This window comes from Caenispirillum salinarum AK4 (assembly GCF_000315795.1).
GTDB lineage: Bacteria > Pseudomonadota > Alphaproteobacteria > Rhodospirillales > Rhodospirillaceae > Caenispirillum > Caenispirillum salinarum.
In genome coordinates, this window is the sequence record NZ_ANHY01000013.1 from 170,468 (window position 1) to 188,294 (window position 17,827).

Annotated in this window: 29 protein-coding genes; 1 reads left to right on the plus strand and 28 read right to left on the minus strand. The window is 65.6% G+C overall.

Annotated features, from left to right (window positions below):
- Window positions 1-42: 42 nt before the first annotated feature.
- Window positions 43-732 (minus strand): DUF2270 domain-containing protein, encoded by a 690-nt coding sequence (locus C882_RS13845; RefSeq protein WP_009541247.1) that lies wholly within the window; start codon window positions 730-732, stop codon window positions 43-45.
- 251 nt (window positions 733-983) lie between these two features.
- On the opposite strand from C882_RS13845, the gene C882_RS23340 reads away from it, so the two are divergent.
- Complete coding sequence (locus C882_RS23340) at window positions 984-3,014, plus strand: HAMP domain-containing methyl-accepting chemotaxis protein (protein ID WP_009541248.1); 2,031 nt, start codon at window positions 984-986, stop codon at window positions 3,012-3,014.
- Between the two features lie 178 nt (window positions 3,015-3,192).
- Here the strand turns inward: C882_RS23340 and rplQ are convergent, their stop codons facing one another.
- The 27 genes from rplQ to rpsJ form a co-directional block, all read right to left on the minus strand.
- Window positions 3,193-3,618 (minus strand): 50S ribosomal protein L17, encoded by a 426-nt coding sequence (rplQ, locus tag C882_RS13855; RefSeq protein WP_009541249.1) that lies wholly within the window; start codon window positions 3,616-3,618, stop codon window positions 3,193-3,195.
- 451 nt (window positions 3,619-4,069) lie between these two features.
- Window positions 4,070-5,086 (minus strand): DNA-directed RNA polymerase subunit alpha, encoded by a 1,017-nt coding sequence (locus C882_RS13860; protein WP_009541250.1) that lies wholly within the window; start codon window positions 5,084-5,086, stop codon window positions 4,070-4,072.
- A 258-nt stretch (window positions 5,087-5,344) separates the two neighbouring features.
- The gene (rpsK, locus tag C882_RS13865) at window positions 5,345-5,740 is read right to left on the minus strand and encodes a 30S ribosomal protein S11 (protein WP_009541251.1); all 396 of its coding nucleotides are present in this window, start codon (window positions 5,738-5,740) and stop codon (window positions 5,345-5,347) included.
- Window positions 5,741-5,766: 26 nt separating this feature from the next.
- Window positions 5,767-6,135 carry a 30S ribosomal protein S13 gene (gene rpsM, locus C882_RS13870; protein ID WP_009541252.1) on the minus strand — a complete coding sequence of 123 codons (369 nt, stop codon included), beginning with the start codon at window positions 6,133-6,135 and terminating at the stop codon, window positions 5,767-5,769.
- A 110-nt stretch (window positions 6,136-6,245) separates the two neighbouring features.
- Window positions 6,246-6,902: an adenylate kinase gene (locus C882_RS13875; protein ID WP_009541253.1), complete on the minus strand. Its 657-nt coding sequence runs from the start codon at window positions 6,900-6,902 to the stop codon at window positions 6,246-6,248.
- Window positions 6,899-8,242, minus strand: a complete 1,344-nt coding sequence (gene secY, locus C882_RS13880; protein ID WP_009541254.1) for a preprotein translocase subunit SecY — start codon at window positions 8,240-8,242, stop codon at window positions 6,899-6,901. Before secY ends, C882_RS13875 begins: the two co-directional genes overlap by 4 nt.
- A 52-nt stretch (window positions 8,243-8,294) precedes the next feature.
- The gene (gene rplO, locus C882_RS13885; protein ID WP_043645548.1) at window positions 8,295-8,780 is read right to left on the minus strand and encodes a 50S ribosomal protein L15; all 486 of its coding nucleotides are present in this window, start codon (window positions 8,778-8,780) and stop codon (window positions 8,295-8,297) included.
- A 47-nt stretch (window positions 8,781-8,827) separates the two neighbouring features.
- Window positions 8,828-9,013: a 50S ribosomal protein L30 gene (gene rpmD, locus C882_RS13890; protein ID WP_009541256.1), complete on the minus strand. Its 186-nt coding sequence runs from the start codon at window positions 9,011-9,013 to the stop codon at window positions 8,828-8,830.
- A 5-nt stretch (window positions 9,014-9,018) separates the two neighbouring features.
- Complete coding sequence (gene rpsE, locus C882_RS13895) at window positions 9,019-9,633, minus strand: 30S ribosomal protein S5 (protein ID WP_009541257.1); 615 nt, start codon at window positions 9,631-9,633, stop codon at window positions 9,019-9,021.
- Between the two features lie 12 nt (window positions 9,634-9,645).
- A complete protein-coding gene (gene rplR, locus C882_RS13900; protein ID WP_009541258.1) occupies window positions 9,646-10,005 on the minus strand; it encodes a 50S ribosomal protein L18 in 360 nt (119 codons plus the stop codon).
- Between the two features lie 11 nt (window positions 10,006-10,016).
- Window positions 10,017-10,553: a 50S ribosomal protein L6 gene (gene rplF / locus C882_RS13905; protein ID WP_043645551.1), complete on the minus strand. Its 537-nt coding sequence runs from the start codon at window positions 10,551-10,553 to the stop codon at window positions 10,017-10,019.
- Window positions 10,554-10,566: 13 nt separating this feature from the next.
- Window positions 10,567-10,965 carry a 30S ribosomal protein S8 gene (gene rpsH, locus C882_RS13910; RefSeq protein WP_009541260.1) on the minus strand — a complete coding sequence of 133 codons (399 nt, stop codon included), beginning with the start codon at window positions 10,963-10,965 and terminating at the stop codon, window positions 10,567-10,569.
- 15 nt (window positions 10,966-10,980) lie between these two features.
- The gene (gene rpsN / locus C882_RS13915) at window positions 10,981-11,286 is read right to left on the minus strand and encodes a 30S ribosomal protein S14 (RefSeq protein WP_009541261.1); all 306 of its coding nucleotides are present in this window, start codon (window positions 11,284-11,286) and stop codon (window positions 10,981-10,983) included.
- A 16-nt stretch (window positions 11,287-11,302) separates the two neighbouring features.
- On the minus strand, window positions 11,303-11,845 hold the full coding sequence (gene rplE / locus C882_RS13920) for a 50S ribosomal protein L5 (RefSeq protein ID WP_009541262.1): 543 nt from the start codon (window positions 11,843-11,845) through the stop codon (window positions 11,303-11,305).
- Between the two features lie 11 nt (window positions 11,846-11,856).
- Window positions 11,857-12,174: a 50S ribosomal protein L24 gene (gene rplX, locus C882_RS13925; protein ID WP_009541263.1), complete on the minus strand. Its 318-nt coding sequence runs from the start codon at window positions 12,172-12,174 to the stop codon at window positions 11,857-11,859.
- Window positions 12,175-12,543 (minus strand): 50S ribosomal protein L14, encoded by a 369-nt coding sequence (gene rplN, locus C882_RS13930; RefSeq protein ID WP_009541264.1) that lies wholly within the window; start codon window positions 12,541-12,543, stop codon window positions 12,175-12,177.
- Between the two features lie 35 nt (window positions 12,544-12,578).
- On the minus strand, window positions 12,579-12,818 hold the full coding sequence (gene rpsQ / locus C882_RS13935) for a 30S ribosomal protein S17 (RefSeq protein WP_009541265.1): 240 nt from the start codon (window positions 12,816-12,818) through the stop codon (window positions 12,579-12,581).
- Window positions 12,819-12,841: 23 nt separating this feature from the next.
- Complete coding sequence (rpmC, locus tag C882_RS13940) at window positions 12,842-13,045, minus strand: 50S ribosomal protein L29 (protein WP_009541266.1); 204 nt, start codon at window positions 13,043-13,045, stop codon at window positions 12,842-12,844.
- A 3-nt stretch (window positions 13,046-13,048) separates the two neighbouring features.
- Window positions 13,049-13,468 carry a 50S ribosomal protein L16 gene (gene rplP, locus C882_RS13945; protein WP_009541267.1) on the minus strand — a complete coding sequence of 140 codons (420 nt, stop codon included), beginning with the start codon at window positions 13,466-13,468 and terminating at the stop codon, window positions 13,049-13,051.
- Window positions 13,469-13,505: 37 nt separating this feature from the next.
- Complete coding sequence (gene rpsC / locus C882_RS13950; protein ID WP_009541268.1) at window positions 13,506-14,177, minus strand: 30S ribosomal protein S3; 672 nt, start codon at window positions 14,175-14,177, stop codon at window positions 13,506-13,508.
- Complete coding sequence (gene rplV / locus C882_RS13955; RefSeq protein ID WP_009541269.1) at window positions 14,177-14,557, minus strand: 50S ribosomal protein L22; 381 nt, start codon at window positions 14,555-14,557, stop codon at window positions 14,177-14,179. Before rplV ends, rpsC begins: the two co-directional genes overlap by 1 nt.
- A 3-nt stretch (window positions 14,558-14,560) precedes the next feature.
- Window positions 14,561-14,839, minus strand: coding sequence for a 30S ribosomal protein S19 (gene rpsS / locus C882_RS13960; RefSeq protein ID WP_009541270.1), 279 nt, complete (start codon window positions 14,837-14,839; stop codon window positions 14,561-14,563).
- A 12-nt stretch (window positions 14,840-14,851) separates the two neighbouring features.
- Window positions 14,852-15,688, minus strand: coding sequence for a 50S ribosomal protein L2 (rplB, locus tag C882_RS13965; RefSeq protein ID WP_009541271.1), 837 nt, complete (start codon window positions 15,686-15,688; stop codon window positions 14,852-14,854).
- 4 nt (window positions 15,689-15,692) lie between these two features.
- Window positions 15,693-16,004 carry a 50S ribosomal protein L23 gene (locus C882_RS13970; RefSeq protein WP_009541272.1) on the minus strand — a complete coding sequence of 104 codons (312 nt, stop codon included), beginning with the start codon at window positions 16,002-16,004 and terminating at the stop codon, window positions 15,693-15,695.
- Window positions 16,001-16,621, minus strand: a complete 621-nt coding sequence (rplD, locus tag C882_RS13975) for a 50S ribosomal protein L4 (RefSeq protein ID WP_009541273.1) — start codon at window positions 16,619-16,621, stop codon at window positions 16,001-16,003. Before rplD ends, C882_RS13970 begins: the two co-directional genes overlap by 4 nt.
- A gap of 6 nt (window positions 16,622-16,627) precedes the next feature.
- Window positions 16,628-17,380: a 50S ribosomal protein L3 gene (gene rplC / locus C882_RS13980; protein WP_009541274.1), complete on the minus strand. Its 753-nt coding sequence runs from the start codon at window positions 17,378-17,380 to the stop codon at window positions 16,628-16,630.
- A gap of 12 nt (window positions 17,381-17,392) precedes the next feature.
- Window positions 17,393-17,701: a 30S ribosomal protein S10 gene (rpsJ, locus tag C882_RS13985; RefSeq protein ID WP_043645655.1), complete on the minus strand. Its 309-nt coding sequence runs from the start codon at window positions 17,699-17,701 to the stop codon at window positions 17,393-17,395.
- Window positions 17,702-17,827 lie beyond the last annotated feature (126 nt).

Consider the following 17,827-nt stretch of genomic DNA (forward strand, 5'->3'; position numbering starts at 1 on the left):
CACCGCCCCGCACGGCGGCGCAAAAGGCGCACGCCGAGCGGCTCAGGCAATGGCGATCAGCGCGCCGGAGCGCCGATAGCGCTTTTCGATGCGCAAGGTCACCAGGGCCAGAGTGATCCAGGCGCCATGGAACAGAAGCCCGCCGCCGAGTACGGCAAGGCCGGGCACCGGCCCGACCGCCGCACGGTCAAGCAACGCCGCCCAGCTGTCGAGCGCGGTCGGATGCACCGAGAGCTTGCCGGCATAGGCGACGGCCTGCACCGTCAGGATGTAGGCGTAGTTCTTGCGCAGCCGGCGCCCCAGGGCCCGCCCATAGCTGATGTGGAAGTGCGGCCGCAGGTAATCGCTGGACAGAAGCGTGTTCCATCTGCCGTCCAGGGTGACGCCCTCGCCGCGGAGCATAGGGGCGTAGATGTCGGTCTCCATCAACCGGCAGCGCGCCCGCCAGACGTTGAAATAGCGGTAGCGCCGCGCCTCGAACGCCAGGAACGCCGCCACCAGAAGCCCCACCAGGATCAACGGCAACGCCGAGGCCTGAGGGCTTGCGAACGCGATGGACAGGGCGACACCCGTCGTCAGGACCGCCCAGTTCGTGGTGTTGTCCAGGCGCGATCGCCAGATGGTCGAACGGTAGACCTCGCCCCTGTAAAGGTGTGCGATCGCCCCGAGTTCCGGGCCGCTGAACGTGGACGAACCGTCCTGGTCGCGTGTCTTGGTCGTGGCGGTGGCCATGGCGGGCGCCTCCCGGTGCGAAATGCCTCTTGCGTGCGCATTCGGACAAGGGTAGCGCCCGCAGCCATGGCCTGCACGCATGCGAACGGTGGTGCCGCCGATGGCGGCCGCAAACCGGCGACCGGGGGAACTTTAGGGTTATCCTGGTGATCCGAAAGGATCATACATCCCGTATCAAACGTAACGCATCCGATTTACACAATGGGCCAGGACAACCCCAGCCTGGCTCTCCCCCAGGAGCACCCCAGACCATGGCACAACTGACGACCGGCCGGAGGTCGCCCGGCCTGACCATCGGCAAGAAACTTGCGCTGGCCTTCGGCGCGGTCCTGGCCCTGACGATCATACTCGGCGCGGTGGGCCTGGCCGCCCTGACGAACGTCACCGACCGCGTCGACAAGGCCGACGACGCCAACCGCATCGTCAAGTTCGTCCTCGACCTGCGCGGCGAGGAAAAGAACTACATGCTGCGCGGCAATCCCGACGAGGCCGGCGACGTGCGCGGCCTGGTCGACAGTATTCAGGCGCAGATCACGGAATCGAAGGCGCAGTTCCAGAGCGTCGCCAACGACCGGCTGATGGACGAACTGGCGGACGTCACCACAGAGTACGCCGGCACATTCGACCGTTATGTGGAAATCGACCGGGAAGCCGCCACGGCCCTGGCCGCCATGGAAACCGCTGCCCGCGAGGTGGAAGGCGTGCTGGAAGACCTGCGGGCGCAGCAGAAGGCCCAGGTTCGCGACCTGCTGGACGGCAACGCCTCGAGCACCATCGTGTTGGAGGAACTGCGCGAGGCCGACGCGGCCAACCGCCTCATCAAGACCATGCTGGAGGTTCGCCGGGACGAAAAGAACTACCAGATCCGCGACGACGTGGAGTCGCGCGACCAGGTCCTGGCCGGCGTCGACACGCTGCGCAGCGGCGCCCAGGCCCTGCGCAACGGTGCCGACCGGACGGCGACGCGCCAGGTGGCCGACGCCGTCCTGGCCGAGATCGAGGGTTTCGAGACCGCCTTCCGGTCATTCGTCGACGGCCGGCAAGAGCAGCAGGCCCTCCGCCCGCGCCTGATCGAGACCGCGCGCGCCCTTGAAACCGCCGCCGAAGGGCTGCGGGCCGACCAGAAGACCGAACTCACCACCGACATCGACCGTGCCTGGACCGTCATGATCGCCGTCCTGGCCCTGGCGGTCGTCGTCGGCGTGCTGAACGCCGTCCTCATCGGCCGCAACATCGGCCGGCCCGTCGCGGGGATGACCGAGGCCATGGGCCGGCTCGCCCGCAAGGAGTGGGACACCGTCATCCCCGGCCGCAACCGCCGCGACGAGATCGGCCAGATGGCCGCCGCCGTGGCGTTCTTCAAGGAGAACGGGCAGGAGGCCGAGCGCCTGGCCGAGGAGCAGAAGGCCCTGGAACGCCAGGCCGAAGCAGACAAGCGCGCCGCCATGAACCGCCTGGCCGACGATTTCGAGGCCTCGGTCGGCGGCATCATCAAGGCCGTTTCCTCGGCCGCCGGCACGCTGGAGACCACGGCCGGAGACATGTCGCGCACCGCCGACGACAGCACCAGCAAGGCCTCTGCGGTGGCTGCAGCCGCCGAGGAAGCCTCCGCCAACGTCGAAACCGTGTCCGCCGCCGCCGAGGAACTGGCGTCCTCCATTTCCGAAATCTCGCGGCAGGTGTCCCAGTCCTCCGCCGTCGCCGGCCGCGCGACCCGGCGGGTGGAAGAGGTGAACGAGCAGGTGCGCGGCCTGTCGGACGCCGCCGAGAAGATCGGCGCCGTCGTCAGCCTCATCACCGACATCGCCGAGCAGACCAACCTTCTGGCCCTGAACGCCACCATCGAAGCCGCGCGCGCCGGCGACGCCGGCAAGGGCTTCGCCGTCGTCGCCAACGAGGTCAAAGCGCTCGCCCAGCAGACCCAGCGCGCGACCGAGGACATCTCGGCCCAGATCACCGACGTGCAGAAGGAAAGTCTGGCGGCCGTCGACGGCATCAAGTCCATCGGCGACGTGATCCGCGAGGTGCACGAGATCACGTCCTCCATCGCCTCGGCGGTGGAAGAACAGAACGCCGCCACGGCCGAAATCGCCCGCAACGTGGAACAGGCCGCCGTCGGCACGCGCGAGGTGACTACGAACATCAGCGGCGTCACCTCGGCGGCCGAACGCGCCAGCACGGCGTCCGACGAGGTGCTGACGTCCGTTACCGACCTCAACAGCAACTCCGACACCCTGCAGGCGGAAATGGTGCGCTTCCTGAAGCAGGTGCGCAGCGCCTGATCCGGCCATCCTCCGGCCCGGCCGTCCGGCACGCGCCGCACGGCCGGGAGCGGGACCCCCGGGCGCTCCCGGCGGAAGCGGGACGCCCTGGCCTTCCCGCCGGGGTACAGACGAGAAAAAGGGCGGCCCGCCATGGGCCGCCCTTTCTCGACAGCAAACCGCGACTGCGGCGGAGGATTTACTCCTCGCCTTCGGCTTCCGCCTCGGCCTCGACGCGGGCCTTGTCCTCGGCGCCCTTGGCGTCGGGGTTGCGGTCGACCAGCTCGATGACGGCCATCGGCGCGGCGTCGCCGTAGCGGTAGCCGGCCTTCAGCACGCGGGTGTAGCCGCCGTTGCGGTCCTTGTAGCGCTCGCCCAGTTCGGAGAACAGCTTACGGACCACAGCGTCCTCGCGGATGATCGCGGCGGCCTGGCGGCGGGTGTGCAGGGTGTTGCGCTTGGCCAGCGTGATGAGCTTCTCGACGACCGGACGCAGGTCCTTGGCCTTGGGCACGGTGGTCTTGATTTGCTCGTGCTTCAGCAGGGCCGTCGCCATGTTGGCGAACATGGCCTTGCGGTGGCTGCTGGTGCGGTTGAGCTTGCGGCCCGACATGCCGTGACGCATGGGTGCTCTCCTGTAACTGGATCTCGCGACGCGAAATCGATTGCGATGTCCCGCCGCCGCGCCCGGTTGAATGGACGAATGCGGCATGCACGGCGGGATGGCTCCGTCATGGAACCGGATCGGCCGCCGGTTTTAGACCCGGCGGCCGAGAAACACAACCCGGTAAACAGAGCCCTTTTCGATCGAACGTGATCGAAAAGGGCGAATAGGGTCGCGACTGCGACCCCGCGCCGGTCAGGCGCGTGAGCCTTGGTGGCGCTTGGAGCCGAAGGCGTGCGCGGAAGCGCGCACACCGCCGATCAGGCGCGACCGCGCCTGATCGGAAATGCCCTCGCCCCAAGCCCCCGACTGGGGGCCGCCGCTCCTACGGCGCGCGCCACGCGCGCGGTCAGCGCGCGCCCGGCGCCTGAGGGCGTTGCCCCGACCGCGAGCGGCCGGGGCAACGAAAAGATCAGTACGGCTCTTCCAGCTTCTTGGCCAGTTCCTCGATGTTCTCGGGCGGCCAGTTGGGGATTTCCATACCCAGGTGCAGGCCCATGGAGGCCAGCACTTCCTTGATCTCGTTCAGCGACTTGCGGCCGAAGTTCGGGGTGCGGAGCATTTCCGCCTCGGTCTTCTGCACCAGGTCGCCGATGTAGATGATGTTGTCGTTCTTCAGGCAGTTCGCCGAACGGACCGACAGTTCCAGCTCGTCCACCTTGCGCAGGAGGTTCTTGTTGAAGGGGAGTTCCTCCTCCTTCTTCTCCTCGTAGGCGGCCTGCGGCTCCTCGAAGTTGATGAAGAGCTGCAGCTGGTCCTGCAGGATGCGGGCGGCGAGCGCCACGGCGTCTTCCGGCGTGATCGAGCCGTTGGTCTCGACGTCCATGGACAGCTTGTCGTAGTCGGTGACCTGACCGACACGGCTGTTATCGACCTTGTAGGAGACGCGCTTGACCGGGCTGAAGATGCTGTCCACCGGGATCAGGCCGATGGGGCTGTCTTCGTTGCGGTTCATGGCCGCCGGAACATAGCCCTTCCCCGTGTTCACCGTGAACTCCATGTCCAGGGTGGCACCCTGGTCCAGGTGGCAGATCACAAGGTCGGGGTTCATAATCTCCATCTCGGCGCCCGGCTCGATCTGGCCGGCGGTGACGGGACCGGGGCCGGTAGCCTTCAGCGTCATGCGGCGGGGGCCTTCGCCGCCCATGCGCAGCGCCAGCGTCTTGATGTTGAGGATCATGTCGGTGACGTCCTCGCGGACGCCTTCGACGCTGCTGAACTCGTGCAGGACGCCCTTGATCTGGATGGCGGTGACCGCCGCGCCCTGCAAGGACGACAGCAGCACGCGGCGCAGCGCGTTGCCGAGCGTCATGCCGAAGCCACGCTCAAGCGGCTCGGCAACGACCGTCGCCAGACGCGCCGGATCGTCGCCAGGCTCGACGCTGAGCTTGGACGGTTTGATCAGTTCCTGCCAGTTCTTCTGAATCACGGGCGTGCCCCTATTCTATCCGGTTGTCTCCGGGCCCTTGCGACCGGCGCCCGGGTACGCCGAAGTCCTTACCTTTGCGCCGGCTCGGCGGTGTGCCGATGACGCCTTACCGCCGGCCTGGCGCGGGTGCGGCCCGCGCCCCATTGGGCCGAAGACCGCGATCCGGGACGGCACGGCGCCGGCCAGAGCCTGGGCTCGGGCCGGCGTAACCTTGCGGACCGTTGGCGCGCCGCGACGGACGCGCGGCGCCTGCGCGTATCAGACGCGGCGGCGCTTGCGCGGCCGGCAGCCGTTGTGCGGGATCGGCGTCACGTCGCGAATGGACGTGATGGTGAAGCCGGTTGCCTGCAGCGCGCGCAGGGCGGACTCACGTCCGGAACCCGGACCCGACACCTCGACCTCCAGGGTGCGCATGCCGTGCTCCGCGGCCTTGCGGCCGGCGTCCTCGGCGGCGACCTGGGCGGCATACGGGGTCGACTTGCGCGAACCCTTGAAGCCCTGAGCGCCGGCGGACGACCAGGAGATGGCATTCCCCTGCACGTCGGTGATGGTGATCATGGTGTTGTTGAACGACGCGTTCACGTGCGCGATGCCGGAAGAGATGTTCTTCCGTTCGCGGCGACGCGGACGCGCGGTCTGAGCAGCCTTGGCCATGTGCCGAACCTATCCCTTGCCCGAAATTACTTCTTCTTACCGGCGATCGGCTTGGCCGGACCCTTGCGGGTGCGCGCATTGGTGTGCGTGCGCTGGCCGCGGACCGGCAGACCCTTGCGGTGACGCAGGCCGCGGTTGCAGCCCAGGTCCATGAGACGCTTGATGTTCATCGCCGTCTCGCGCCGCAGGTCACCCTCGACCCGGTATTCGTTGTCGATGAGTTCACGGATGCGCATGACCTCGTCATCGGACAGCTGGTTCACGCGAACGGAGTCGGCGATGCCGACCTGCTCGCGGATGTCCTTGGCCTTCTTCGGGCCGATGCCGTAGATGTAGGTCAGCGCGATTTCCACCCGCTTGTTGGTGGGAATGTTAACGCCAGCGATACGCGCCAAAGCCCGTACTCCTTACTCTCGTGCGACTGTTGTCGATTTCCATTGCGGGGCGGGTGGCCCGAAGGTGCGCGATTATATGCATCGCGCCCTGCGAGTCAACCCACCGTCAATCACTTTTCCAGGATGGCGACCAGATCATCGGTGACCTGGTCGATGTCCTTCGTTCCGTCGACCACGTGGACCTTGCCCTTCTCCTCGTAGTAGGCGAGGACCGGCGCGGTCTGCTTGTGGTAGGCCTCCAGGCGGGACGTCACCGTCTCGGCGTTGTCATCGGCCCGGCGCTTGAACTCCGTCGAGCCGCAGGCGTCGCAGACGCCCTCCACCTTCGGCTGCTGGTACTTGTCGTGGTAGCCGCGGCCGCACTTGGCGCAGGAGAAGCGGCCCGTGATGCGCTCCACCAGAAGCGAATCGGGGACGCGCAGCTCGATCACCGCGTCCAGATCCATGCCCTTGTCGGCCATGAGCGCATCAAGCGCCTCGGCCTGCGGAATGGTCCGGGGGAAGCCGTCCAGGATGAAGCCGTTGGCGCAGTCCGGCTGGTCCACGCGCTCGGAGATCAGGCCGATCATCAGGTCGTCGGAGACCAGCTGACCGGCGTCCATGACCTGCTTGGCCTGCTTGCCCAGCTCGGTCCCGGCTGCGACCGCCGCCCGCAGCATGTCACCGGTGGACAGCTGCTTGATGCCGAACTTGTCCTCCAGACGCTGGGCCTGGGTGCCCTTGCCGCCGCCCGGAGGGCCCATGAAGATGATGCGCTTCCCCTTCATCCGCGCTTACCTCTCAGCTTGGATTTCTTGATAAGCCCCTCGTACTGGTGCGCCAGCAGGTGGGACTGGATCTGGGCCACCGTGTCCATGGTGACCGTCACCACGATCAGAAGCGAGGTGCCGCCGAAGTAGAAGGGCACACCGACCTCGGCGATCAGGATCTCCGGCAGGATGGAGATCAGCACCAGGTAGACGGAGCCCACGGCGGTGAGCCGGGTGAGGACGTAGTCCAGGTACTCGGCCGTGTTCTTGCCCGGCCGGATGCCGGGAATGAAGCCGCCGTACTTCTTCAGGTTATCCGCGGTGTCGGCCGGGTTGAACACAACCGCCGTGTAGAAGAACGCGAAGAACATGATCAGGGCGGCGAACAGGACGATATGCAGCGGCTGGCCGATGCCCAGCAGCGCAACGATCTCACGCAGCCACTCGGGCCCCTGGCCGGCGGTGAAGCTCGCCGCCGTCACCGGAACCAGCAGGATGGAGCTGGCGAAGATCGGCGGAATGACGCCCGGCGTGTTGATCTTCAGCGGCAGGTGGGTGCTTTCGCCGCCGTACATCTTGTTGCCCATCTGGCGCTTCGGATACTGCACCAGGATGCGGCGCTGGGCACGCTCGATGAACACGATGAAGGCGATGACGGCGACGGCCAGAACCATGATGCCGATGATGATCGCGGGGCTGAGCGCGCCGGTGCGGCCCAGTTCCAGCATGCCCGCCAGTGCGCCTGGCAGGTTGGCGACAATGCCGGCAAAGATGATCAGCGAGATGCCGTTGCCGACGCCCCGGGCGGTGATCTGCTCGCCCAGCCACATCAGGAACAGCGTGCCGCCCACCAGCGTGATCACGGTGGTAAAGCGGAAGAAGTAGCCTGGGTCATACACCGCCGCGCCGGCCGAGCCGCTCATGGCTTCCAGGCCGACCGCGATGCCGTAGGCCTGCATGGCCGCGATCAGCACCGTCAGGTAGCGGGTGTACTGGTTGATCTTCTTGCGGCCCGACTCGCCTTCCTTTTTCAGCGCCTCCATGGTGGGGCTGACGGCGGTCATCAGCTGCATGATGATCGATGCCGAGATGTAGGGCATGATGTTCAGCGCGAAGATGGTCATGCGCGACAGCGCACCACCCGCGAACATGTCGAACATGCCGAGGATGCCCCCGCCCTGCTGGGCGAAAACGTCGGCCAACGCCTGCGGGTTGATGCCCGGCAGCGGAATATAGGTGCCAGCCCGGTAGACGATCAGCGCCCCCAGGGTGAACCAGATCCGCTTCTTGAGTTCAGTCGCCTTCGAAAAGACGCTGAAGTTCATGTTCGCGGCGAGCTGTTCGGCGGCAGATGCCATGCCCTACTCTCTCAGGTCACAAACGGTCGGAAAAAGGGAAAGGGGCGGCGCCTTACGCGCCGCCCTCCTCCGTCTTGGCCGGGGCCAGCACCTCGAGGGTGCCGCCGGCCTTCTCGATGGCGTCCTTGGCGGAGGCGGAAGCGCCCGCCACCTTGAAGGTCGCCTTGGTCTTCAGTTCGCCCATGCCCAGCAGGCGCACGCCGTCCTTGGCGCGGCTGATGACATTGGCCGCCACCAGAGCCTCGGCCGTCACCGGCTGGCCGGCGTCCAGCTTGCCGGAGTCGAAGGCCGCCTGGATGCGGTCGAGGTTCAGCGCAACATAGTCCTTGCGGAAGATGTTGTTGAAGCCGCGCTTCGGCAGACGGCGGTAGATGGGCATCTGGCCGCCTTCGAAGCCGTTGATCGCGACGCCCGTGCGCGAGGTCTGACCCTTCACGCCGCGGCCGCCGGTCTTGCCCTTGCCCGACCCGATGCCGCGGCCGACGCGCATGCGCGCCTTCGTGGCACCCGGGTTGTCGCGGAGCTCGTTGAGTTTCATAGCGATACGCCCTGACTTTCAGAGTTGGGGAGGAAAGAAGCGGCGGATTACTCCGCCGCCTCCACCTTCACCAGATGCGCGACCTTGGCGATCATGCCACGGACCGACGGCGTGTCCTCGAGGACCGTCGTGCGGTGCATCTTGTTCAGGCCCAGGCCGACCAGCGTCGCGCGCTGGTCCTTCTTGCGGCCGATGGGGCTCTGGATCTGCGTGACCTTCACGGTGTTCGCCATGAGCCTTACTCCTTCGCGCCGGCGGCGGCGACCGCCGCGGCACCGTCGCGACGGGCCACGATGTCACCGACCTTCTTGGCCCGCTTCGCCGCGATCTGGCGCGGCGAATTGATGTTCACGAGCGCGTCGAAGGTCGCCTTGATCATGTTGTACGGATTCGTCGTGCCGGTGCACTTGGCGACGACGTCCTGCACGCCCATGGTCTCGAAGACGGCGCGCATCGGACCACCGGCGATGATGCCCGTACCGGCCGGGGCCGAACGGAGGATCACGCGGCCGGCGCCGAAGTGGCCCTTCACGTCGTGGTGCAGGGTGCGGCCCTCGCGCAGGGGCACCCGGACCATTTCGCGCTTGGCCTGCTCGGTCGCCTTGCGGATCGCCTCGGGCACCTCGCGGGCCTTGCCGGCGCCGAAGCCGACGCGGCCCTTGCCGTCGCCCACCACGACCAGCGCGGCGAAGGCGAAGCGGCGGCCGCCCTTGACCACCTTGGCGACGCGGTTGATGTGGACGAGCTTATCGACGAACTCGTCGTCGCGCTCGGCGTTGCGGTCCCGGTCGCCGCGACGATCACGGTCCCGGGGGCTGCGCTCGGAGCGCTCAGCGTTGGGTGTACGTGCCATACCGAAAATCCCTTAGAACGAAAGACCGCCCTCGCGCGCGCCGTCGGCCAGAGCCTTGACGCGGCCGTGATAGACGTAGCCGCCACGGTCGAAGACGACCTCCTTGACGCCGGCCTCGGTGGCGCGCTTGGCCACCAGCTTGCCGACCGCCGTCGCGGCGTCCACGGTACCGGCCTTCTCGACCTGACCCTTCAACTCCTTGTCGAGGGTCGAGGCGGAAACGACGGTCTTGCCCTGGGCATCGTCGATGACCTGGGCGTAAATGTGCTTGCCCGAACGGAAGACGGACAGGCGCGCACGGCCACCAGCCTTCTTCTTCAGGGCGAAGCGGTTGCGCCGCGCACGGCGCTTGAACAGTGCCTTCTGCTGCATGGTTCTCGCCCTTACTTCTTCTTGCCTTCCTTGCGCAGGATCTGCTCGTCCGCGTACCGGACGCCCTTGCCCTTGTAGGGCTCGGGCGGACGGAAACCACGGATTTCGCTGGCGATCTGCCCGACGCGCTGCTTGTCCGAGCCCGAGATCTCGATCTCGGTCGGCTGCGGCGTGGTGATCTTCAGATCCTGCGGCACCGGAAAGTCGATGTCGTGGGAGAACCCGAGCGACAGCTTCAGGGTGTTGCCCTGGGCCTGCGCACGATAGCCGACGCCGGTGATCACCAGCTTCTTCGTGAAGCCTTCCGACACGCCCTTCACCATATTGGCGATATTGGCGCGCGTGGTGCCCCACATCATGCGCGACTTCTTGTGCTCGGTCTTCGGCGAGACGACGACCTGGTTCTCTTCCATCTTGGCCTCCACGAGGTCGGACAGAAGAGGCATGGACATCTCACCGAGCTTGCCTTTCACGGTGACGGTGTCCTCGCCCAGCGTGACGGTCACGCCGGAGGGAACCTCGACCGGATATTTACCAACTCGCGACATTGTCAAACGCCCCTTAGAACACCTTGCAGAGGACTTCGCCGCCGACGTTCGCCTGGCGCGCTTCGTGATCGGACATCACGCCACGCGGCGTCGACAGGATGGAAATGCCCAGGCCGTTGTAGACCTTCGGCAGATCCTTGATCTTGGAGTAGACGCGGCGGCCCGGCTTGGACACGCGGCTGATCTCCTTGATCACGGGCTCGCCGTCCAGGTACTTGAGATCAACGCGGATCTCGTCGATGCCCTGGCGCAGGTTGTAGCGTTCCCAACCACGGATGTAGCCCTCGCGGACCAGAACCTCGAGAACGTTCGCGCGCAGCTTGGACGCCGGCGCGAGCACGCTCTGCTTGCGGGCCTGCTGGCCGTTGCGGATGCGGGTGAGCAGATCACCCAACGGATCAGTCATGGACATGGGTGAAGTCTCCCCTTACCAGCTCGACTTGACCATGCCGGGGATCTGGCCGGTAGAGGCCAGGTCGCGCAGCATGACACGGCCGAGCTTGAACTTGCGGTAGGTACCACGCGGGCGGCCCGACAGTTCACAGCGGTTGCGGATGCGAACCTTGGAGCCGTTGCGGGGCAGTTCCGCAAGCTTCATGACCGCTTCGAACCGCTCCTCGGGGGAGATGTCCTGATCCTTGATCTTCGCCTTGAGCTCCGCACGCTTGGCGGCGTCCTTGGCCACCAGGCGCTCGCGGCGCTTGTTCTTCTGAACGGCAGAAACCTTTGCCATCTTTAGACCTCCGGCCTTACTTGATGAACGGCATGTCGAAACCTTCGAGAAGCGCGCGGCACTCCTCGTCGGTCTTGGCCGTGGTGTTGAACGAGATATCCATGCCCCGGACGACGTCGACCTGGTCGTACTCGATTTCCGGGAAGATGATCTGTTCCTTCAGGCCCATGTTGTAGTTGCCCTGGCCGTCGAAGCCCGTGGTCGGAATGCCACGGAAGTCACGCACGCGCGGCAGCGCGATGGTGACCAGACGGTCGAGGAACTCGTACATGCGCTCGCGCCGCAAGGTGACCTTGCAGCCCACCACCATGCCGTCACGCAGCTTGAAGCCGGCGATCGACTTCTTGGCCTTGGTCAGAATCGGCTTCTGGCCGGAGATGGCGGTCATGTCCGCGATCGCGCCCTCGATCTTCTTGCGATCCTGGGCGGCGGCACCGACACCCATGTTGATCGTGATCTTGGACAGGCGGGGCAACTCCATGTGGTTCGCGTAGGCGAACTTTTCCTGGAGGGCCTTGCGGACGACGGTATCGTAATGTTCACGCAGACGCGCAGTCATCGCCCAACTCCTTACTTATCCAGGACCTCGCCGGAGCGCTTGGCGAAGCGCACCTTCGAGCCGTCCTCGAGCGTCTTGAAGCCGACGCGGGTCGGCTTTTGGTCCTTCGGGTCGATGTGGGCGACATTGGAGACGTTGATGGGCGCCTCCTTTTCGATAATGCCGCCGGCCGACATCGGGGTCGGACGCTGGTGACGCTTGACGACGTTCACACCCTGGACAACCACCCGATTTTCGGACGGGATGGACCGCAGGACCTCGCCGGTCTTGCCCTTGTCCTTGCCCGTCAGGACGATGACACGATCGCCCTTCTTCACCTTCGAAGCCATTTACAGGACCTCCGGAGCCAGCGAGATGATCTTCATGAACTTCTTCGCGCGCAGCTCGCGGGTCACCGGGCCGAAGATACGGGTGCCGATGGGCTCGTTCTGCTTGTTGATGAGCACCGCGGCATTGCGGTCGAATCGGATGATCGACCCGTCCGGCCGACGGATTTCCTTGGCCGTGCGCACGATGACGGCACGCTGCACGTCACCCTTCTTCACGCGGCCACGGGGAATCGCGTCCTTCACGGACACCACGATGACGTCACCGACACTGGCGGTCTTCCGCTTGGAACCACCCAGCACCTTGATGCACATAACCCGACGCGCGCCGGAGTTGTCGGCCACGTCAAGGTTGGTTTGCATCTGAATCATTGCACCAATTCCTTAAACGCTAGAGGTTGGTGTGTTTATTCAGCACCTTCCGCCACCACTTCCCAGGACTTCGTCTTGGAAAGGGGGCGGCACTCACGAATCCGCACCACGTCGCCAACCTTGCACTGGTTGGCTTCATCGTGGGCGGCGTACTTCTTGGTGCGGCGAATGAACTTTTTATACACCGGATGCATAAACCGGCGCTCGACCACGACCGTCACGGTCTTGTCGGTCTTGTCGCTCGTCACCACACCCTGAAGAATGCGCCGAGGCATATTACCGTCACTCCTTCAGGCACTCACGCGCCGGGCTGGGCCCGACGCTCGTTCAGAACCGTCTTCACCTGCGCGATTTCCTTGCGCACGGCAGAAACGCGGGCGGTGTTCTCCAGCTGGCCGGAGGCCTTCTGGAAGCGCAGATTGAACTGCTCTTTCTTGAGTTCGACGAGGCGGTCCTTCAGCTCGTCGACGCTTTTCGCACGGATATCCGTCGCGGACGCCATGATTTAGACCCCTTCGCCGATGCGTGCAACAAATTTGGTCTTCAGGGGCAGCTTGGCCGACGCCAGGCGGAACGCCTCGCGCGCGATTTCCTCGCTGACACCGTCCACCTCGAACATGATGCGGCCGGGCTTGATCTTGGCGACCCATACTTCCGGCGAGCCCTTGCCCTTACCCATACGCACTTCGAGGGGCTTCTTGGAGACCGGCACGTCCGGGAAGACGCGGATCCACACCTTGCCCTGACGCTTCATGTAGCGGGTCATGGCGCGGCGGGCGGCCTCGATCTGGCGGGCGGTGATCCGCTCGGGCTCCTGGGCCTTCAGGCCGAAGGAGCCGAAGTTCAGCGTATAGCCTCCCTTCGCCTCGCCGTGAATGCGGCCCTTGTGCTGCTTGCGGAACTTCGTCCGTTTCGGAGAAAGCATCGCTCTACATCCTCAATTCTAACCGGGTCGGGCCGCCTCAGCGGCCCTGATCGGCAGCGCGCTTGTCCCGCGCCATCGGGTCGTGCTCCAGCACCTCACCCTTGAAGATCCACACCTTGACACCGCAGGTGCCGTAGGTGGTCTTCGCGGTGCCGACGCCGTAGTCGACGTCCGCGCGCAGGGTGTGCAGGGGCACGCGGCCCTCGCGGTACCACTCGGTCCGGGCGATCTCGGCGCCGCCCAGACGACCGGCGCAGTTGATCCGGATGCCCTGGGCGCCCAGGCGCATGGCGTTCTGCACGGCGCGCTTCATGGCGCGACGGAAGGCCACGCGGCGCTCCAGCTGCTGGGCGATGTTTTCGGCGACCAGCTGCGCGTCCAGTTCCGGCTTGCGGATCTCGACGATGTTGAGCATCACCTCGTTGCCCGTGCGGCGAGCCAGCTCGCGGCGCAGATTCTCGATGTCGGCGCCCTTCTTGCCGATCACCACGCCCGGACGGGCGGTGTGGATGGTGATGCGGGCCTTCTTGGCGGGACGTTCGATGATGATGCGCGACACACCGGCCTGCTGCAGGCGCTTCTTGAGGTAGTCGCGCAGCGCCAGATCCTCGTGCAGCAGCTTGGGATAGTTTTCGTCAGCGAACCAACGGCTGTCCCAGGTGCGGTTGATGCCGAGGCGCAGGCCGATCGGATTGACTTTGTGACCCATTACTCAGTCTCCTCGCGCTCACGCACCACGATGGTCAGGTTCGAGAACGGCTTCTGAATACGGCCGACTCGACCACGGGCGCGGGCGCGCCAGCGCTTCATCACCAGGCTCTTGCCAACGTAGGCCTCGGCGACGACCAGACGGTCGACGTCGAGCTGGTGGTTGTTCTCCGCGTTCGCGATGGCGCTTTCCAGCACCTTCTTCACGTCGTTGGAGACCCGGCGCGCGTTGAAGGTCAGCGCCGACAGCGCCGCCTCGGCCGACATGCCACGGATCATGGATGCGACGAGGTTCAGCTTACGCGGGCTGGTGCGGATGGACGCCGAGAACGCCTTGGCCTCGTTGTCCGGCAGGCTGCGGGGTGCGGACTGCTTGCCCATCGTTTACTTCCTCTTCGCCTTCTTGTCGGCGGCGTGGCCGTAGAACGTGCGGGTCGGCGAAAACTCGCCGAACTTGTGCCCGATCATGTTCTCGGTAACCAGCACCGGGACGAACTTCTGGCCGTTGTAGACGCCGAACGTCAGGCCGACAAACTGCGGCAGGATGGTCGAGCGGCGCGACCAGGTCTTGATGACCTCGTTGCGACCGGCGGACCGGGCCGCTTCGGCCTTCTTCAGCAGGTATCCGTCTACGAACGGACCTTTCCAAACAGAGCGAGCCACGAGCGGCCTCCGTTACTTCTTCTTCGCCTGGTGACGGGTGCGCATGATGAGCTTGTCCGTCGCCTTGTTATTGCGGGTGCGTTTGCCCTTCGTCGGCTTGCCCCACGGCGTGACCGGGTGACGGCCGCCCGAAGTACGGCCTTCGCCGCCGCCGTGCGGGTGGTCGACCGGGTTCATCACCACGCCTCGGACGCTCGGACGACGGCCCATCCACCGGGCACGACCGGCCTTGCCCAGATTCTGGTTCTGGTTGTCCGGGTTGGAGACCGCACCGACCGTGGCCATGCACTCGCCGCGCACCATGCGCAGCTCGCCCGAGGACAGGCGCAGCTGGGCGTAGCCCTGGTCCTTGCCGATGAGCTGCGCGTAGCAACCCGCCGAGCGGGCCATCTGGCCGCCCTTGCCCGGCTTCATCTCCACGTTGTGGACGATGGTGCCGACCGGCATATTCTTCAGGGGCATCGCGTTGCCCGGCTTGATGTCCGCGCGCTCGGCGGCGACGATGGTGTCGCCTTCCTTGAGACGCTGCGGAGCCAGGATGTAGGCCTGCTCGCCGTCGGTGTAGGTCACCAGGGCGATGAACGCGGTGCGGTTGGGGTCGTACTCCAGGCGCTCGACGGTCGCGGTGACGTCCATCTTGGTGCGCTTGAAGTCGATGATGCGGTACCGACGCTTGGCCCCGCCGCCGCGGTTCCAGGCGGTCGTGCGGCCGGTGTTGTTGCGGCCGCCCGACTTGGTCAGGCCCTCGGTCAGCTTCTTGACCGGCTTGCCCTTCCACAGGTCGGACCGGTCGACGAGCACCAGCTGACGGGTGCCCGGCGTGACCGGGTTGAACTTCTTCAGAGCCATTTCGTCACACTCCCGTCGTCACGTCGATCGAGTGACCCTCGGCGAGGGTCACGACCGCCTTCTTGACGTCGCTCCGGCGACCCATACGGCCGCGGAAGCGCTTGGCCTTGCCCTTCTGGATCAGCGTGTTGACGGCGTTGACCTTGACGTCGAACACGCCTTCCACGGCCGCCTTGATCTCCGGCTTGGAGGCATCGAGCGGCACACGGAACGTGACCTGGTTGTGCTCCGAACCCATCGTCGCCTTTTCGGTGATGACGGGGCTCTTGATCACGTCGTACATGCGTTCCTTGCTGATCGTGACCTGCTTGCTCATTTCAGGCGCTCCTCGAGCTTCGCGACCGCGTCCTTGGTCAGGACAAGCGTGTCACGACGCAGGATGTCGTAGACGTTCGCACCCTGCTGCGGCAGGACGTCGACGCCAACGATGTTGCGGGCGGCACGGGCGAAACCGTCGTTCACGGCCTCGCCGTCGATGATCAGGGCGGACGACCAACCCAGAGCGGCGAGCTGCTTGACCAGGTCCTTGGTCTTGCCCGACTCCGAGGTGGCGGTGTCCAGAACGACCAACTTGCCGTCCTTCGCCTTCGCCGAGAGCGCCGTCTTCAGGCCCAGCTTGCGGACCTTCTTCGGCAGATCATGGGCGTGGGAACGCACGACCGGGCCAAAGATCGTCGCACCACCGCGGAACTGCGGGCTCCGCATGGAACCCTGACGGGCGTGGCCCGTGCCCTTCTGGCGGAAGGGCTTCTTGGTGGTGCCGGAGATCTCGGAGATCCCCTTCGTCTTGTGGGTCCCGGCCTGCCGCTTCGCCAGCTGCCAGCGGACGACGCGGTGCAAAAGGTCGGCGCGGACGTCGAGGCCGAAGATATCTTCGGCCAGTTCGACAGAGCCGGCGCTCTTGTTGTCCAGAGTAATTACGTCAACCTTCATGGCCGATTATTCCTTGCTTTCACCTTCACCCGCATCGGCGGCCGGAGCCTCCTCGGCGGGAGCGGCAGCCGGAGCCTCGGACGCGGCCTGATAGATGCCCGCGGGCATCGGGACCTCGCCGTGGACCGGCTTCTTCACGGCATCACGAACCCGGACCCAGCCATTGGCATGGCCGGGGACGGACCCGCGCACCAGGATCAGACCGCGCTCCTCGTCAACCGAGAACACGGTCAGGTTCTGCGTGGTAACACGCTCCGCACCCAGGTGACCGGCCATCTTCTTGCCCTTGAACACCTTGCCGGGGTCCTGGCACTGACCGGTGGAACCGTGGGAACGGTGCGAGATGGACACGCCGTGCGTCGCTTCAAGGCCACGGAAGTTGTGGCGCTTCATGCCGCCGGCGAAACCCTTACCGATGCTGATACCCGTAACGTCGACGAACTGGCCGGCGACGAAATGAGCGGGCGACAATGCCACGCCCGGGTCCAGAAGGCAATCCTCGGAAACGCGGAATTCCGCGAGCTTCCGCTTCGGCTCCACCTTCGCCTTGGCGAAGTGGCCGCGGAGCGCCTTCGAAACGTTCTTGACCTTGGCCTTGCCGGCGCCCAGCTGGACGGCGGTGTAGCCTTCTTTGTCGGCGGTGCGCTGGGCGACGACCTGCAGGCCGTCGACCTTCAGCACCGTGACCGGCACGTGTTCACCCGCATCGTTGTACATGCGAGTCATGCCGACTTTCTGTGCGATAAGACCGGTGCGCATCGTACCTGTCCCTTAGAGCTTGATCTCGACGTCGACGCCAGCGGCCAGGTCGAGCTTCATGAGAGCATCGACGGTCTGCGGCGTCGGGTCGACGATGTCCAGAACCCGCTTGTGCGTGCGGATCTCGAACTGCTCGCGCGACTTCTTGTCGATGTGCGGCGAGCGGTTGACGGTGAACTTCTCGATCCGCGTCGGCAGCGGGATGGGCCCGCGCACCTGCGCACCCGTACGCTTGGCGGTGTTCACGATCTCCAGCGTCGACTGGTCGAGCACGCGGTGATCGAACGCCTTGAGACGGATACGAATGTTCTGACTGTCCATCATGGCCCAACCCGTAATGGAAAGGGGCGCCCCGGGCCCGGCTCAGCCGAGCCCCGGGCGCCCTCTTTGTTGTTTAAAGAGCTTACTCGATGATCTTGGCGACGACGCCGGCGCCGACGGTACGAC

Excerpts from the sequence above, each read along its gene's own strand:
- C882_RS13845 (WP_009541247.1), bottom strand. The coding sequence starts at position 732 with ATGGCCACCGCCACGACCAAGACACGCGACCAGGACGGTTCGTCCACG.
- C882_RS23340 (WP_009541248.1), top strand. The coding sequence starts at position 984 with ATGGCACAACTGACGACCGGCCGGAGGTCGCCCGGCCTGACCATCGGC.
- rplQ (WP_009541249.1), bottom strand. The coding sequence starts at position 3,618 with ATGCGTCACGGCATGTCGGGCCGCAAGCTCAACCGCACCAGCAGCCAC.
- rpsK (WP_009541251.1), bottom strand. The coding sequence starts at position 5,740 with ATGGCCAAGGCTGCTCAGACCGCGCGTCCGCGTCGCCGCGAACGGAAG.
- C882_RS13875 (WP_009541253.1), bottom strand. The coding sequence starts at position 6,902 with ATGAAGGGGAAGCGCATCATCTTCATGGGCCCTCCGGGCGGCGGCAAG.
- secY (WP_009541254.1), bottom strand. The coding sequence starts at position 8,242 with ATGGCATCTGCCGCCGAACAGCTCGCCGCGAACATGAACTTCAGCGTC.
- rplO (WP_043645548.1), bottom strand. The coding sequence starts at position 8,780 with ATGAAACTCAACGAGCTCCGCGACAACCCGGGTGCCACGAAGGCGCGC.
- rpmD (WP_009541256.1), bottom strand. The coding sequence starts at position 9,013 with ATGGCGAACACCGTGAAGGTCACGCAGATCCAGAGCCCCATCGGCCGC.
- rpsE (WP_009541257.1), bottom strand. The coding sequence starts at position 9,633 with ATGGCACGTACACCCAACGCTGAGCGCTCCGAGCGCAGCCCCCGGGAC.
- rplR (WP_009541258.1), bottom strand. The coding sequence starts at position 10,005 with ATGCAGCAGAAGGCACTGTTCAAGCGCCGTGCGCGGCGCAACCGCTTC.
- rplF (WP_043645551.1), bottom strand. The coding sequence starts at position 10,553 with ATGTCGCGAGTTGGTAAATATCCGGTCGAGGTTCCCTCCGGCGTGACC.
- rpsH (WP_009541260.1), bottom strand. The coding sequence starts at position 10,965 with ATGTCCATGACTGATCCGTTGGGTGATCTGCTCACCCGCATCCGCAAC.
- rpsN (WP_009541261.1), bottom strand. The coding sequence starts at position 11,286 with ATGGCAAAGGTTTCTGCCGTTCAGAAGAACAAGCGCCGCGAGCGCCTG.
- rplE (WP_009541262.1), bottom strand. The coding sequence starts at position 11,845 with ATGACTGCGCGTCTGCGTGAACATTACGATACCGTCGTCCGCAAGGCC.
- rplX (WP_009541263.1), bottom strand. The coding sequence starts at position 12,174 with ATGGCTTCGAAGGTGAAGAAGGGCGATCGTGTCATCGTCCTGACGGGC.
- rplN (WP_009541264.1), bottom strand. The coding sequence starts at position 12,543 with ATGATTCAGATGCAAACCAACCTTGACGTGGCCGACAACTCCGGCGCG.
- rpsQ (WP_009541265.1), bottom strand. The coding sequence starts at position 12,818 with ATGCCTCGGCGCATTCTTCAGGGTGTGGTGACGAGCGACAAGACCGAC.
- rpmC (WP_009541266.1), bottom strand. The coding sequence starts at position 13,045 with ATGGCGTCCGCGACGGATATCCGTGCGAAAAGCGTCGACGAGCTGAAG.
- rplP (WP_009541267.1), bottom strand. The coding sequence starts at position 13,468 with ATGCTTTCTCCGAAACGGACGAAGTTCCGCAAGCAGCACAAGGGCCGC.
- rpsC (WP_009541268.1), bottom strand. The coding sequence starts at position 14,177 with ATGGGTCACAAAGTCAATCCGATCGGCCTGCGCCTCGGCATCAACCGC.
- rplV (WP_009541269.1), bottom strand. The coding sequence starts at position 14,557 with ATGGGCAAGCAGTCCGCACCCCGCAGCCTGCCGGACAACGAGGCCAAG.
- rplB (WP_009541271.1), bottom strand. The coding sequence starts at position 15,688 with ATGGCTCTGAAGAAGTTCAACCCGGTCACGCCGGGCACCCGTCAGCTG.
- C882_RS13970 (WP_009541272.1), bottom strand. The coding sequence starts at position 16,004 with ATGAGCAAGCAGGTCACGATCAGCAAGGAACGCATGTACGACGTGATC.
- rplD (WP_009541273.1), bottom strand. The coding sequence starts at position 16,621 with ATGAAGGTTGACGTAATTACTCTGGACAACAAGAGCGCCGGCTCTGTC.
- rplC (WP_009541274.1), bottom strand. The coding sequence starts at position 17,380 with ATGCGCACCGGTCTTATCGCACAGAAAGTCGGCATGACTCGCATGTAC.
- rpsJ (WP_043645655.1), bottom strand. The coding sequence starts at position 17,701 with ATGGACAGTCAGAACATTCGTATCCGTCTCAAGGCGTTCGATCACCGC.